13 protein-coding genes are annotated in these 14,921 nt (G+C 72.7%); 9 read left to right on the top strand and 4 right to left on the bottom strand.

Going from position 1 to position 14,921, the window contains the following annotated elements; genetic code table 11:
- Position 1: 1 nt before the first annotated feature.
- Positions 2 to 430, bottom strand: coding sequence for a hypothetical protein (locus tag ACWEJX_RS03460; protein WP_451605851.1), 429 nt, complete (start codon positions 428 to 430; stop codon positions 2 to 4).
- Between the two features lie 387 nt (positions 431 to 817).
- Between ACWEJX_RS03460 and ACWEJX_RS03455 the strand changes: the two genes are divergently transcribed.
- Positions 818 to 2,572, top strand: coding sequence for an acetyl/propionyl/methylcrotonyl-CoA carboxylase subunit alpha (locus ACWEJX_RS03455; RefSeq protein ID WP_451605850.1), 1,755 nt, complete (start codon positions 818 to 820; stop codon positions 2,570 to 2,572).
- A gap of 100 nt (positions 2,573 to 2,672) precedes the next feature.
- Positions 2,673 to 3,218 (top strand): TetR/AcrR family transcriptional regulator, encoded by a 546-nt coding sequence (locus ACWEJX_RS03450; RefSeq protein ID WP_451605849.1) that lies wholly within the window; start codon positions 2,673 to 2,675, stop codon positions 3,216 to 3,218.
- 97 nt (positions 3,219 to 3,315) lie between these two features.
- Here ACWEJX_RS03450 and ACWEJX_RS03445 read toward each other — a convergent pair whose 3' ends face one another.
- A complete protein-coding gene (locus ACWEJX_RS03445) occupies positions 3,316 to 4,248 on the bottom strand; it encodes a DeoR/GlpR family DNA-binding transcription regulator (protein ID WP_451605971.1) in 933 nt (310 codons plus the stop codon).
- A 214-nt stretch (positions 4,249 to 4,462) separates the two neighbouring features.
- On the bottom strand, positions 4,463 to 5,902 hold the full coding sequence (locus ACWEJX_RS03440; protein ID WP_403795877.1) for an NAD(P)H-quinone dehydrogenase: 1,440 nt from the start codon (positions 5,900 to 5,902) through the stop codon (positions 4,463 to 4,465).
- A 206-nt stretch (positions 5,903 to 6,108) separates the two neighbouring features.
- Between ACWEJX_RS03440 and ACWEJX_RS03435 the strand changes: the two genes are divergently transcribed.
- The 4 genes from ACWEJX_RS03435 (at position 6,109) to ACWEJX_RS03420 (ending at position 10,655) form a co-directional block, all read left to right on the top strand.
- Complete coding sequence (locus ACWEJX_RS03435; RefSeq protein WP_403795874.1) at positions 6,109 to 6,546, top strand: gamma-glutamylcyclotransferase; 438 nt, start codon at positions 6,109 to 6,111, stop codon at positions 6,544 to 6,546.
- Between the two features lie 170 nt (positions 6,547 to 6,716).
- A complete protein-coding gene (locus ACWEJX_RS03430) occupies positions 6,717 to 7,520 on the top strand; it encodes a purine-nucleoside phosphorylase (protein ID WP_403795871.1) in 804 nt (267 codons plus the stop codon).
- A gap of 179 nt (positions 7,521 to 7,699) precedes the next feature.
- Entirely contained in the window at positions 7,700 to 9,352 is a 1,653-nt protein-coding gene (locus tag ACWEJX_RS03425) for a phospho-sugar mutase (RefSeq protein WP_451605848.1), read from the top strand.
- A 142-nt stretch (positions 9,353 to 9,494) separates the two neighbouring features.
- Entirely contained in the window at positions 9,495 to 10,655 is a 1,161-nt protein-coding gene (locus ACWEJX_RS03420) for a hypothetical protein (protein ID WP_451605847.1), read from the top strand.
- Positions 10,656 to 10,676: 21 nt separating this feature from the next.
- On the opposite strand, the gene ACWEJX_RS03415 is transcribed toward ACWEJX_RS03420, so the two are convergent.
- Positions 10,677 to 11,321, bottom strand: coding sequence for a PH domain-containing protein (locus tag ACWEJX_RS03415; protein ID WP_451605846.1), 645 nt, complete (start codon positions 11,319 to 11,321; stop codon positions 10,677 to 10,679).
- Between the two features lie 262 nt (positions 11,322 to 11,583).
- On the opposite strand from ACWEJX_RS03415, the gene deoC reads away from it, so the two are divergent.
- Genes deoC through ACWEJX_RS03400 form a run of 3 tightly spaced genes read left to right on the top strand, consistent with a single transcriptional unit; the run spans position 11,584 to position 14,883 of the window.
- Positions 11,584 to 12,543, top strand: coding sequence for a deoxyribose-phosphate aldolase (gene deoC / locus ACWEJX_RS03410; protein ID WP_451605970.1), 960 nt, complete (start codon positions 11,584 to 11,586; stop codon positions 12,541 to 12,543).
- Between the two features lie 5 nt (positions 12,544 to 12,548).
- On the top strand, positions 12,549 to 13,994 hold the full coding sequence (locus ACWEJX_RS03405) for an aldehyde dehydrogenase family protein (RefSeq protein WP_451605845.1): 1,446 nt from the start codon (positions 12,549 to 12,551) through the stop codon (positions 13,992 to 13,994).
- Positions 13,987 to 14,883 (top strand): aldehyde dehydrogenase family protein, encoded by an 897-nt coding sequence (locus ACWEJX_RS03400; RefSeq protein WP_451605844.1) that lies wholly within the window; start codon positions 13,987 to 13,989, stop codon positions 14,881 to 14,883. The genes ACWEJX_RS03405 and ACWEJX_RS03400 overlap by 8 nt, the downstream gene beginning before the upstream one ends.
- Positions 14,884 to 14,921 lie beyond the last annotated feature (38 nt).

Here is a 14,921-nt window from a genome sequence, read left to right as displayed (position 1 = left end):
CTCACGCCGCGGCCGGGGCCTCCCCGGAGGGTTCGGCCGCGGTCTCGCCGTACGCCACCAGCGTGAGCACGATCAGGCCGACCACCAGCATCAGGAACGCGAAGGCCGCCCAGCCGAGCAGCCCGACCGCGACCGCGCCGAGGACGCCGTGCACCACCGCGCAGCCGACGAGCAGGACGCGCCCGGGGCGGCCGGGGCGGCGGTCGCGTATCCCGGCGATCAGCGGGACCAGGCCGCAGAGCAGCAACAGCGCGCCGGAGACGAGGCCGAGGCCCCAGGTGCCGCGGTACATCAGTTCGGGGTCGAGCCCGTTGAGGGACATCGACTGGCCCCGTACGAAACGGGCCATGACCGCGTTGATCGCCACGATCCCCGGCGCCTCCAGGAAGAGCACCGCCGCCGTCACGAGCGCTATCGGTCTGCGGGCCACCTCGGCCACCCCCCTGAATGACTGCTGTTACCTGCGGTACGCGGGTCAACAGGAAGGCTACTGGCCGGTAAAACCTCGGACAAGGGTTCGCGCCACGCTGGCGAACTCCGGGACGCGCTCCGAGGCATGAGCAAAGAATGGTTGCGCCATTCGTAGGGACTCCACAAAGAAACCCATTTGGCGACTGGTCCCGGGAACAGAGACCTGCGCCACACCTCGGAGCTACTGTGCCGTCAAGAATCCCTGCGTACCGTGGTGCGACAAGGGATTTCACGACCCGAGCAAGCCTGGCATCACGCTCCGTGTGGGCAAGCTCACCACTGGGGACGGGTCGAAAGGCCGTGTCGGCAGTCCCTAAACTCAGCTTGTTTCAAGGAGGGAGCCATCGTGCGCAAGGTGCTCATCGCCAACCGTGGCGAAATCGCTGTCCGCGTCGCCCGGGCCTGCCGGGACGCCGGGATCGCCAGCGTAGCCGTCTACGCCGATCCGGACCGGGACGCTCTGCACGTCCGCGCGGCCGACGAGGCGTTCGCCCTGGGCGGTGACACCCCGGCCACCAGTTACCTGGACATGGCCAAGGTGCTCCAGGCCGCGGCGGACTCCGGTGCCGACGCGATCCACCCGGGTTACGGCTTCCTCTCCGAGAACGCCGACTTCGCCCAGGCCGTGATCGACGCCGGCCTCACCTGGATCGGCCCGCCGCCGCAGGCCATTCGCGACCTCGGTGACAAGGTCGCCGCCCGCCACATCGCGCAGCGCGCCGGCGCCCCGCTGGTCGCCGGCACCCCTGACCCGGTCTCGGGCGCCGACGAGGTCGTCGCCTTCGCCCAGGAGCACGGCCTGCCGATCGCCATCAAGGCCGCCTTCGGTGGCGGTGGCCGCGGTCTGAAGGTCGCCCGCACCCTCGAAGAGGTGCCGGAGCTCTACGACTCCGCCGTCCGCGAGGCCGTCGCCGCCTTCGGCCGCGGCGAGTGCTTCGTCGAGCGCTACCTGGACAAGCCGCGCCACGTCGAGACCCAGTGCCTCGCCGACCAGCACGGCAACGTGGTCGTCGTCTCGACCCGTGACTGCTCGCTGCAGCGCCGCCACCAGAAGCTCGTCGAGGAGGCCCCGGCGCCGTTCCTGACGGAGGAGCAGAACGCCCAGCTGTACGCGGCGTCCAAGGCCATCCTCAAGGAGGCCGGCTACGTCGGCGCCGGCACCGTCGAGTTCCTCGTCGGTGTCGACGGCACGATCTCCTTCCTGGAGGTCAACACCCGCCTCCAGGTCGAGCACCCGGTTACCGAAGAGGTCACCGGCATCGACCTGGTCCGCGAGATGTTCCGGATCGCCGACGGCGAGGAGCTCGGCTACGGCGACCCGGCCGTCCGCGGTCACTCCTTCGAGTTCCGCATCAACGGCGAGGACCCGGGCCGCAACTTCCTCCCGGCGCCCGGCACCGTCACCGTCTTCGAGCCGCCGACCGGCCCCGGCGTCCGCCTGGACGCGGGTGTCGAGTCCGGCTCGGTCATCGGCCCGGCCTGGGACTCGCTGCTCGCCAAGCTGATCGTCACCGGCGCCACCCGCGAGCAGGCGCTGCAGCGCGCCGCCCGCGCGCTCGCCGAGTTCAAGGTCGAGGGCATGGCCACGGCCATCCCGTTCCACCAGGCCGTCGTGGTCGACCCGGCGTTCACCGCCGACCCGTTCCGCGTCCACACCCGGTGGATCGAGACCGAGTTCGTCAACGAGATCAAGCCGTTCGCCCCGGCGGGCGGCGAGGCCGACGAGGACGAGACCGGCCGCGAGACGATCGTCGTCGAGGTCGGCGGCAAGCGCCTGGAGGTCTCCCTGCCGTCGTCGCTGGGCATGACCCTGGCGCGGACCGGCCTGGCCGCCGGCGCCAAGCCGAAGCGCCGCGCCGCCAAGAAGTCCGGCCCGACGGCTTCCGGCGACACCCTCGCCTCCCCGATGCAGGGCACCATCGTCAAGGTGGCCGTCGAGGAGGGCGCCGAGGTCCAGGAGGGCGACCTGATCGTCGTCCTGGAGGCCATGAAGATGGAGCAGCCGCTCAACGCGCACAAGGCCGGCACCATCAAGGGCCTGTCCGCCGAGGTCGGCGCCTCCATCACGTCCGGCGCCGCGATCTGCGAGATCAAGGACTGATCCCGGCCCCGGTTCCGACCGGGGTACGGTACGAAGGGCCCGCAGGCATCCACCGCCTGCGGGCCCTTCGTGACACCAGAGCCCTGCGGAGGGAGTACGGATGCGAGCGGACGCGCGCCGCAACCGCGAGCGGCTGCTCGCCGAGGCCCGTGCCGCCTTCGCCGCGCACGGCACCGACGCCTCCCTGGAGGACATCGCGCGCCGCGCCGGGGTCGGCATCGGCACCCTCTACCGGCACTTCCCCAGCCGCGAGGCGCTGCTCGGCGCCGTCTTCCAGGACGCCCTCGCCGCGCTCCTCCACCGCTCCGCGGAGCTGGCCGAGGACCCGGACCCGTGCGCCGCGCTCATGACCTGGCTGCGCACCCTGATCGCCCACGCGAGCGAGTACCGCGGCCTCTCGATCGCGCTCATGTCGGCCTCGCCCGACGGGAGTTCGGCGCTCTCCGAGTGCCGGGGGCCGCTGCGCGCGGCGGGCACCCGACTGCTCGACCGGGCCCGCGCGGCGGGCACGGTGCGCGCGGACGTGCCCATCGGCGACCTGATCCAGCTCGCCAACGCGATCGCCCTGGCCGCCGAACGCTCCCCGGACGACCCGGGGTTGGCGGACCGCCTGCTGGACCTGACGGTACGCGGCCTGAAGCCGTAGCGCGTCCGTACGAGAGCCCGGGCCGCGCGAGAACCCGCCCCGTACACGAGCCCGCGAGCCCCTGCCCGTACGAGCGCCCCGCCCCGTACGCGATCTGTCAGCGGCGGCGCATGTCCGCGACCCGCGCCGCCCGTTCGGGTGCGAGCATCTCGCCGGGGAGGCCGCCCGGGCCGCCGCGGAACTGGCCGCCGGGGAGCCTGCCGCGCTGGCCGGGCAGCGGGACGTCACGGCGCGGGCGGCCGCCGCCGCCCGGTGGGTGCGGCTCGCTCGCGTGCGCGGGGGCGCCGGTGCCGGCCACGGCGATCTGGACGCCCTGGTCGGCGAGGGCCTGGAGCTCGGTGGCAGCGCGCTCGTCGTGGACCGGGGGCTCGTCGGTGACCAGACGGGTGATCACATCCGTCGGCACCGTCTGGAACATGGTGTCGGTGCCGAGCTTGGTGTGGTCGGCGAGCACCACGACCTCCGCCGCCGCCTGCACGAGCGCCCGGTCCACGCTCGCGGAGAGCATGTTGGACGTGGACAGGCCGCGCTCGGCGGTCAGTCCGCTGCCCGAGAGGAAGGCCCGGGAGACCCGCAGCCCCTGGAGCGACTGCTCGGCCCCGCTGCCCACGAGCGCGTAGTTGGAGCCGCGCAGGGTGCCGCCGGTCATGACGACCTCGACCCGGTTGGCGTGGGCGAGGGCCTGGGCGACGAGCAGCGAGTTGGTGACGACGGTGAGTCCGGGCACCCGGGCGAGCCGACGCGCCAGCTCCTGCGTGGTGGTGCCCGCGCCGACGACGATGGCCTCGCCCTCCTCGACGAGGGTCGCGGCGACGTCCGCGATGGCGGTCTTCTCGGCGGTCGCGAGATGGGATTTCTGCGGGAAGCCGGACTCTCGCGTGAGTCCGCCCGGCAGTACCGCACCGCCGTGCCGGCGGTCGAGGAGTCCTTCTGCCTCCAGCGCCCGCACGTCACGCCGTACGGTCACTTCTGAGGTCTGGACGACGCGGGCGAGCTCGCGGAGCGACACGGCTCCATTGGCACGCACCATTTCGAGGATCAACTGGCGACGTTCTGCAGCGAACACGAAACCGACAGTAACGTGACCCACGGCACTTTGGGCCGAAATGCAGAAGTTGCACACAGACGGGGCCCCCAAGTGATATGAGGGACCCCGTCGTTGATCGTTCTATGCCCCGGCTTGCCGGGGGTTGTCCGAGTCGGCGAACCGTTCCCGCAGGCGGGAGCGGTCGCCGGCGCCGGTGTTACGCCTCGCCCGCGGTCTTTCGGGTGTGCAACTGCCGTGCCACTTCCGCGATCGAGCCCGACAGGGAGGGGTACACGGTGAAAGCATTTGCGATCTGTTCGACCGTCAGATTGTTGTCGACCGCGATCGAGATCGGGTGGATCAGCTCGCTCGCACGCGGGGCGACGACACAGCCGCCGACCACGATCCCGGTGCCGGGGCGGCAGAAGATCTTGACGAAGCCGTCCCGGATGCCCTGCATCTTCGCGCGGGGGTTGCGCAGCAGCGGCAGCTTGACGACCCGGGCCTCGATCTTGCCCGCGTCCACGTCGGCCTGGGTGTAGCCGACGGTGGCGATCTCGGGGTCGGTGAAGACGTTGGAGGAGACCGTCTTCAGATTGAGCGGGGTCACCGCGTCGCCGAGGAAGTGGTACATGGCGATGCGTCCCTGCATGGCCGCCACCGAGGCGAGCGCGAAGACACCGGTGACGTCACCGGCCGCGTAGACGCCGGGGGCGGTGGTGCGGGACACCTTGTCGGTCCAGATGTGCCCGGAGTCCTTCAGCCGGACGCCGGCCTCCTCCAGGCCCATGCCCGCGGTGTTGGGGATGGCGCCGACCGCCATCAGGCAGTGCGTGCCGGAGATGACCCGGCCGTCGGAGAGGGTGACCTCGACCCGGTCGCCGACCCGCTTGGCGGACTCGGCGCGGGAGCGGGCCATGACGTTCATGCCGCGGCGCCGGAACACGTCCTCCAGGACGGCGGCCGCGTCCGGGTCCTCGCCCGGGAGCACGCGGTCGCGGCTGGAAACGAGCGTGACGCGGGAGCCGAGGGCCTGGTAGGCGCCGGCGAACTCGGCACCGGTCACACCGGAACCGACCACGATGAGCTCCTCGGGGAGCTCCTTGAGGTCGTAGACCTGGGTCCAGTTCAGGATCCGCTCGCCGTCCGGCTTGGCGTCCGGCAGCTCGCGCGGGTGCCCGCCGGTGGCGATCAGGACGGCGTCCGCGGTCAGCGTCTCCTCGCTGCCGTCGGCGGCCGTGACGACCACCTGGCGCGAGCCGTCGAGCGCCTGCCGCCCGTCGAGCCGGCCGCGGCCGCGCAGCACGCGGGCGCCGGCCCGGGTCACGGACGCGGTGATGTCGTGCGACTGGGCGAGCGCGAGCCGCTTCACACGCCGATTCACCTTGCCCAGGTCCACGCCGACCACGCGGGCGGACTGCTCCAGGGGCGGGGTGTCGTCGGCGACGATGATGCCCAGCTCCTCGTACGAGGAGTCGAAGGTGGTCATCACCTCGGCGGTGGCGATCAGGGTCTTGGAGGGGACGCAGTCGGTCAGGACGGACGCGCCGCCGAGGCCGTCGCAGTCGACGACGGTCACCTCCGCGCCGAGCTGGGCGCCCACGAGGGCCGCCTCGTATCCGCCGGGTCCGCCGCCGATGATCACGATCCGGGTCACTGGGATCTACGCCTCGCGCTCTCGTTCTGCCGGGGGGTCACCCCGCTGGGCTGCAGTGCGTACGCCATTGTCCCGCACGCTTCAAGTGCGTAACCCATTGTCGCGTACGCGCGGCCGGGTCACGCGCCAGGGGCCGGGCGGCCCCCTCCGTCCGGGCCCGCCTCGGACTTCCGCGGCCGCCCCGCCCCTCCCGTACCCTCGACCCCATGTCGCTCTACGCCGCGTACGCCGGCAACCTCGACGCGCGGCTGATGAGCCGCCGCGCACCGCACTCGCCGCTGCGCGGCACCGGCTGGCTGAACGGCTGGCGGCTGACCTTCGGCGGGGAGCAGATGGGCTGGGAGGGAGCGCTCGCCACCATCGTGGAGGCCCCGCGCTCCCAGGTCTTCGTCGCGCTGTACGACATCGCGCCGATGGACGAGGACTCGATGGACCGCTGGGAGGGCGTCGGCCTCGACATCTACCGGCGGATGCGGGTGCGCGTGCACACGCTGGACGGCGACGAGCCGACCTGGGTGTACGTGCTGAACGCGTACGAGGGCGGGCTGCCCTCGGCCCGCTACCTGGGCGAGATCGCGGACGCGGCGGAGTCGGCCGGGGCGCCGCACGACTACGTGATGGAGCTGCGCAAGCGCCCCTGCTGAGGCGGAGCGCCGCGGTCCCTTTTCCGCCCTTGTCGGAAACGACAAGACAACGATCGCAGCTCCGTGCGCGCCGTCATCTACGCGCGTAGGAATTCTCCGGCTAGGCTGCTGCGCGAATCGAATCCGTCCGGGGCTCCCCTCGGACCCCCCTCCCCGAGGCGAGAGACTCAGTGAACGCCACTACCACCCCGTACGAGGCCGCCGAGGCCGCCGCCGCGCGCCTGCGCGAGCTGACCGGTGTCGAGAACCACGACGTCGCCCTGGTCATGGGCTCCGGCTGGGCCCCCGCCGTCGACGCGCTCGGCGCCCCCGAGGCCGAGTTCCCGGTCACCGAGCTGCCCGGCTTCCCGCCGCCGGCCGTCGAGGGCCACGGCGGCAAGATCCGCTCGTACAAGATCGGCGAGAAGCGCGCCCTGGTCTTCCTCGGCCGCACCCACTACTACGAGGGCCGCGGTGTCGCCGCCGTCGCGCACGGCGTCCGCACCGCCGTCGCCGCCGGCTGCAAGACCGTCGTCCTCACCAACGGCTGCGGCGGCCTCCGCGAGGGCATGCGCCCCGGCCAGCCGGTCCTCATCAGCGACCACCTCAACCTGACGGCGGCGTCGCCGATCGAGGGCGCGAACTTCGTCGACCTGACCGACCTGTACTCGCCGCGGCTGCGCGCGCTGTGCAAGGAGGTCGACGAGACGCTGGAGGAGGGCGTGTACGTCCAGTTCCCCGGCCCGCACTACGAGACCCCGGCCGAGATCAACATGGTCCGCGTCCTGGGCGGCGACCTCGTCGGCATGTCCACCGTCCTCGAGGCGATCGCCGCCCGCGAGGCCGGCGCGGAGGTCCTCGGCATCTCCCTGGTCACCAACCTCGCCGCGGGGCTCTCGGGCGAGCCGCTGAACCACGAGGAGGTCCTCCAGGCGGGCCGCGACTCGGCCGCCCGGATGGGCGAGCTGCTGACGCGGGTGCTCGACCGCATCTGACCCTAGGAACCGGGGGCTCCGCCGAAATCCAGCCCCGCCGGCGTCCGAGGCGCGGGGGTCCGGGGGCGGAGCCCCCGGTTACGGGAAGGGGCGGGGTGGGGAAAGGCTCCGCGCAGCGGCACCCGCACCCCCTTCCCCGCCGCCCACCACCACCCGCACCCCCCGAAAGGCACACCACCGTGACGCAGGACGACCTCCTCGCCCGGGCCCAGGCGTGGCTCGCCGAGGACCCCGACCAGGAGACCCGCGACGAACTCGGCGCGCTCCTCGACCGCGGGGACACCGACGAGCTCGCCATCCGCTTCGCCGGCACGCTGCAGTTCGGCACCGCCGGGCTCCGTGGCGAGCTCGGCGCGGGGCCGATGCGGATGAACCGCGCCGTGGTCATCCGCGCCGCCGCGGGCCTCGCCGCGTACCTCAAGGCGAAGGGGCAGACCGGCGGCCTCGTGGTCATCGGCTACGACGCCCGCTACAAGTCCGCCGACTTCGCGCGCGACACGGCCGCCGTGATGACCGGCGCGGGCCTGCGCGCCGCGCTGCTCCCGCGGCCGCTGCCGACGCCCGTCCTGGCGTACGCGATAAGGCATCTGGGTGCCGTCGCGGGCGTCGAGGTGACCGCGAGTCACAACCCGCCGCGCGACAACGGCTACAAGGTGTACCTGGGCGACGGCTCGCAGATCGTGCCGCCCGCCGACGCGGAGATCGCCGCCGAGATCGCCGCGGTGCGCGCGCTCGCCGACGTACCGCGCCCGGACTCGGGCTGGGAGACCCTCGGCGACGAGGTCCTGGAGGCGTACCTGGAGCGGACGGACGCGGTCCTGACGCCCGGCTCGCCCCGTGGCGTACGGACCGTCTACACGGCCATGCACGGCGTCGGCAAGGAGGTGCTGACGGCGGCGTTCGCCCGGCACGGCTTCCCGCCGCCGGCGCTGGTGGCCGAGCAGGCCGACCCGGACCCGGCGTTCCCGACGGTCGCGTTCCCGAACCCGGAGGAGCCGGGCGCGATGGACCTCGCCTTCGAGGCGGCGCGGGCCGTGGACCCGGACATCGTGATCGCGAACGACCCGGACGCGGACCGCTGCGCGGTGGCCGTGCCGGACGCCGCCGTCGAGGGCGGCTGGCGGATGCTGCGCGGCGACGAGGTGGGCGCGCTGCTCGCCGCGCACCTGGTGCACAAGGGCGCGCGGGGTGTGTTCGCCGAGTCGATCGTGTCGTCGTCCCTGCTCGGCCGGATCGCACAGGCCGCGGGCGTCGGCTACGAGGAGACGCTGACCGGCTTCAAGTGGATCGCCCGCGTCGACGGCCTGCGGTACGGCTACGAGGAGGCGCTCGGCTACTGCGTCGACCCGGAGGGCGTCCGCGACAAGGACGGCATCACGGCGGCGCTGCTCGTCGCCGAGCTGGCCTCGAAGCTGAAGGAGCAGGGCCGCACGCTCACCGACCTGCTCGACGACCTGGCGGTGGCGCACGGTCTGCACGCCACGGACCAGCTGTCGGTGCGCGTCGAGGACCTGACCGTGATCGCGAACGCGATGACCGCGCTGCGCGAGAAGCCCCCGGTGCGGCTGGCCGGCCTGACGGTCGTCTCGGCGGAGGACCTGACGAAGGGCACGGAGTCGCTGCCGCCGACCGACGGTCTGCGCTACCACCTGGAGGGTGCGTACAAGGCCCGGGTGATCGTCCGCCCGTCCGGCACCGAGCCCAAGCTCAAGTGCTACCTGGAGGTCGTGGTCCCGGTCGCCGACGCGAGCGGGCTGGCGACGGCCCGCGCGACGGCCGCCGAGGTCCTCTCCTCGGTCAAGAAGGACCTGGCCGAGGCCGCGGGGCTGTGATCCGCGTCTGACGCACGTCAAAGGGCCCGTACGGAACCGTTTCCGTACGGGCCCTTCGGTGTCGCCCTCGCGGGTGAACCGGTTACGGCGGGTGCCGTAACGCGCGTGCCCTCCGCCGTCTGGGCGGGGCCAGGGTGGCCCGGTGCTCACCGCGTCCCCCGCACCGCCCCGGTGCCCGGCCCCACGGCCCGCCGGCCCCCCGCTCCCCCCACTGCTCCGCCGGGCCGCCCCCGCCCTCCTCGGCTATCTGGCGGTACGGGCCCTGGGGCTGCTGGTCCTGGCCCACTGGGCGCACGCCAAGGGGCGGGGCCTGTGGCGGACGCTCGCGACCTCGTGGGACTCGGGCTGGTACCTGGGCATCGCCGACCACGGCTACGACCAGGTCCTCGTCCACCACAGCAGCCTCGCCTTCTTCCCCCTCTACCCGGCCCTGATCAAGGCCGTCGCGGCCGTCACGCCGGGCTCCCGGGCCTCCGTCGGGCTCGTGATCGCCGGGGTCTGCTCGCTGTGCGCCGCGCTCGGGATCTTCGCGGTCGGTGAGCGGCTGCACGGGCGGCGTACGGGTGCGGTCCTGGTGGTGCTGTGGGGGGCGTCGCCGGTGGCGGTGGTGCAGTGGATGGGCTACACGGAGTCGCTGTTCACGGCACTGGCGGCGGGGGCGCTGTACGCGGTCCTGGCCGGGCGCTGGGGGTGGGCGGCGGGGCTCGCGGTGGCGGCGGGGCTGACCCGGCCGACGGGGATCGCGGTCGCGGCGGCGGTGTCGGTGGCGGCGCTGCTCGCGGCCCGGCGCGGCGACCGCCCGGCGCTCGTGGCCGCCTTCGCCGCACCGCTGGGCTGGCTGGGGTTCACGGGCTGGGTGGGGCTGCGGCTCGGCCGCTGGGACGGCTATCTCGCGGTGCAGCGGACCTGGGCGAACGAGTGGGACGGCGGCGCGGTCACCCTGCGCACGCTGCGCGATCTGCTGCTCCACGCCCGGCATCCGCAGCTGTTCCTGGTCGCGGTGTCGGCGGTCCTGGTCGTCACCGCCGCGCTGTACGTGCTCTCGGCTGCGGACCGGCGGGACCGGCAGCCGGTGCCGCTGCTCGTGTTCACCGGGGTGCTGCTCCTGGTGGTCCTGGGCAGCGGCGGCGTGTACTTCCCGCGCGCCCGCTACCTCCTGCCGGGCTTTCCGCTGCTGCTGCCGGTGGCCCTGGCGGTGGCCCGGGCCCGGTTCGCGGCGGCGGCCGTGGTGGTGGGCGGGGCGGCGCTGTCGTCGGCGTGGCTGGGCGGCTACATGCTGCTGGTGTGGCCGGGGCCGCCGTGACCGTACGGGCCCCGGAAGGGCTCAGCCGGTCGCGATGAGGATCACGAGGAGCACGAGGCCGACGAGGGCCGGCGCGATCACCTCGTACGCCCAGCGCACCTGCGCCTCGCCCGCCGTCTCGGCCCGGCCGCCGAGCCGCTCGGCCATGTCGCGCAGGTCCGCGACGGTCTTGTCGGCGGGCGCGTAGCGGGCCTTGATGTCGGTGACGTCGGCGGTGGCGGACGTACGGCCGTGCGGGTCGTCCTGCGAGGCGGTGGCCGCCTTGCGCGCGGCCCTCTTGCGCTGCCGCAGCGACACCGGCACCGCCCACAGCTGGTAGCGGCCGCCGTCGTGCGTCATGACCTCGCTGGAGTAGCCGGCCCGCACGTCGGCGACCGTGCCCCAGGGCAGCGTGATGGTCCGGAACGGGTTGCGGACGCGCAGCCGCAGCTCGTTCGCGTAGACCGCGGGCCGGATGCTGAAGGCCACGATCAGCGGCACGATCGTGATCAGCGTGGCGAGCGTCAGCCACGGCGTCCGCCCGGCGCCGCGCACGATCGCGTCCCCGCCGAAGAACACGACGAGGAGCAGCAGGAACACGCCGCCAGCGATCCCCGTCGAGGAACGGAAGACACGGTCCTCCTGGTCGGGCTCGGAGGGCTGCGCGGAAGGCGTCGGGCTCGTCATGGGCCCGATTGTGCCTCAGCCGTCCCCGTCCGGCGCAGAGGGCCCGGGCCCGGCCCCGCGAGCCCGCGCGTCGGCACGTCGCCGCCCCCGGGCGCGGCGGCCCGACTCCGGGGCGGCCGTCGTCCGGTCCGCGTCTGCCGGAGGCATGTGACGGGACTCACCAGCCCCACCACTTCCCCGCCACCACCTGCGCTTTCGCACGCTCGTCCGAGCGGGCCCCTGTACACGCCGCTACGCGCGTAGATATGCTCGACTGGTGACCATGCCCACCACTGCCACCGCAGCACAAGCTTTCGCCGACGTGACCGCGTCCGACAGCACGCTGCGCCGCTTCCTCCACGGGCTGCCCGGCGTCGACGCCGTCGGCCTGGAGGCGCGCGCCGCGGCCCTCGGAACGCGTTCGATCAAGACCACGGCCAAGGCGTACGCCATCGACCTGGCCATCTCCATGATCGACCTGACGACGCTCGAAGGCGCGGACACCCCGGGCAAGGTCCGGGCGCTCGCCGCCAAGGCCGTCAATCCCGATCCGACCGACCGCACGACCCCGACGACCGCCGCCGTCTGCGTCTACCCCGACATGGTGGCCACCGCCAAGGCCGCCCTGAAGGGCAGCGACGTCAAGGTCGCCTCCGTCGCCACCGCCTTCCCGGCGGGCCGCGCGGCTCTCCCCGTGAAGCTGGCCGACACCGCCGACGCCATCGCCGCCGGCGCCGACGAGATCGACATGGTCATCGACCGTGGCGCCTTCCTCGCCGGCCGCTACCTGGAGGTGTACGAGCAGATCGCCGCCATCAAGGCCGAGTGCGGCGACCGCGCCCGGCTCAAGGTGATCTTCGAGACCGGCGAGCTGTCCACGTACGACAACATCCGCCGCGCCTCCTGGCTCGGCATGATGGCCGGCGCGGACTTCATCAAGACCTCGACCGGCAAGGTCGCGGTCAACGCCACCCCCGCCAACACGCTCCTGATGCTGGAGGCCGTGCGCGACTTCCGCGCCCAGACCGGCATCCAGATCGGCGTGAAGCCGGCCGGCGGCATCCGCAACACCAAGGAAGCGATCAAGTTCCTGGTCCTGGTCAACGAGACCGCCGGTCCGGACTGGCTGGACAACCACTGGTTCCGCTTCGGTGCCTCCAGCCTGCTCAACGACCTGCTCATGCAGCGTCAGAAGCTGGCGACCGGCCACTACTCCGGCCCCGACTACGTGACGGTGGACTGATCACCATGACCTCCCCCTCCTCCCCGTTCGAGTACGCACCGGCGCCCGAGTCCCGGTCCGTCGTCGACATCGCGCCCTCCTACGGCCTCTTCATCGACGGCGAGTTCGTCGACGCGGCCGACGGCAAGGTCTTCAAGACCGTCTCCCCCTCCACCGAGGAGGTCCTCTCCGAGATCGCCCAGGCCGGCGCCGAGGACGTGGACCGCGCGGTGAAGGCCGCCCGCCGCGCCTTCGAGAAGTGGTCCGCGCTGCCCGGCTCCGAGCGCGCCAAGTACCTCTTCCGGATCGCCCGGATCATCCAGGAGCGCAGCCGCGAGCTGGCCGTCCTGGAGACCCTGGACAACGGCAAGCCGATCAAGGAGACCCGCGACGCGGACCTCCCGCTGGTCGCCGCGCACTTCTTCTACTACGCCGGCTGGGCCGACAAGCTCGACCACGCCGGCTACGGCCCGAACCCGAAGCCGCTGGGCGTGGCCGGCCAGGTCATTCCCTGGAACTTCCCCCTCCTGATGCTCGCGTGGAAGATCGCCCCGGCGCTCGCGACCGGCAACACGGTCGTCCTGAAGCCCGCCGAGACGACCCCGCTGTCCGCCCTGTTCTTCGCGGACATCTGCCGCCAGGCCGGCCTCCCGAAGGGTGTCGTCAACATCCTCCCGGGTTACGGGGACACCGGCGCCGCGCTCGTCGAGCACCCGGACGTCAACAAGGTCGCCTTCACCGGCTCGACCGCCGTCGGCCGGTCCATCGCGAAGTCCGTCGCGGGCACCCGCAAGAAGCTCACCCTGGAGCTGGGCGGCAAGGGCGCCAACATCGTCTTCGACGACGCGCCCATCGACCAGGCCGTCGAGGGCATCGTCAACGGCATCTTCTTCAACCAGGGCCAGGTCTGCTGCGCGGGCTCCCGCCTCCTGGTCCAGGAGTCGATCCACGACGAGCTGCTCGACTCGCTCAAGCGGCGCCTGTCGACGCTCCGCCTGGGCGACCCGCTCGACAAGAACACCGACATCGGCGCCATCAACTCCGAGGAGCAGCTGGCCCGGATCACCTCGCTGGTCGAGCGGGGCGAGGCGGAGGGCGCCGAGCGCTGGACCGCCGCCTGCGAGATCCCGTCCGCCGGCTACTGGTTCGCCCCGACGCTCTTCACGAACGTCACCCAGGCGCACACCGTGGCCCGCGACGAGATCTTCGGCCCGGTCCTGTCGGTGCTGACCTTCCGTACCCCCGACGAGGCCGTCGCCAAGGCCAACAACAGCCAGTACGGCCTGTCGGCGGGCATCTGGACGGAGAAGGGCTCCCGCATCCTCGCGGTGGCGAACAAGCTCCGGGCCGGAGTCGTCTGGGCCAACACGTTCAACAAGTTCGACCCGACCTCGCCGTTCGGCGGCTACAAGGAGTCGGGCTTCGGCCGCGAGGGCGGCCGTCACGGTCTGGAGGCCTACCTCGATGTCTGACAGTCAGACCCGTCTTGGCGTCTTCAAGACCTACAAGCTGTACGTGGGCGGGAAGTTCCCGCGTTCCGAGAGCGGCCGGGTGTACGAGGTGACCGACTCCAAGGGCAAGTGGCTGGCCAACGCCCCGCTCTCGTCCCGCAAGGACGCCCGTGACGCGGTCGTCGCGGCCCGCAAGGCGTTCGGCGGCTGGGCGGGCGCGACCGCGTACAACCGCGGCCAGATCCTCTACCGCGTCGCCGAGATGCTGGAGGGCCGCCGGGACCAGTTCGTGCGCGAGGTCGCCGATGCCGAGGGCCTCGGCAAGTCGAAGGCCGCCGCGGTCGTCGACGCCGCGATCGACCGCTGGGTCTGGTACGCGGGCTGGACCGACAAGATCGCCCAGGTCGTCGGCGGCGCCAACCCGGTGGCCGGCCCGTACTTCAACCTGTCCACCCCGGAGCCGACCGGCGTCGTCACCGTGATCGCCCCGCAGGAGTCGTCCTTCCTGGGCCTGGTCTCCGTCATCGCCCCGGTGATCGCGACGGGCAACACGGCGGTGGTCATCGCCTCGGAGAAGTCCCCGCTCCCCGCCCTCTCCCTGGGCGAGGTCCTGGCCACCTCCGACCTCCCCGGCGGCGTCGTCAACATCCTCTCCGGCAAGGCCGCCGAGATGGGCCCGCACCTGGCGGCCCACCTCGACGTCAACGCGATCGACCTCACCGGCGCGGACGCCGACCTGGCCCGCGACCTGGAGATCGCCGCCGCGGACAACCTGAAGCGCGTCCTGCGCCCGCGCCCCACCGAGGACTTCGCCGAGTCCCCGGGCACGGACCGCATGACCGCGTTCCTGGAGACGAAGACCGTCTGGCACCCGACGGGTTCGCTGGGCGCGAGCGGCTCCTCGTACTAGACCGCGTGCGCGCGAGAGGCCCCGACCGTGAAAGGCCG

The organism is Streptomyces sp. NPDC004788 (assembly GCF_053601115.1).
The sequence above is the reverse complement of the archived record's forward strand: the minus strand, read 5'-3'. Positions and strand labels throughout refer to the sequence as shown.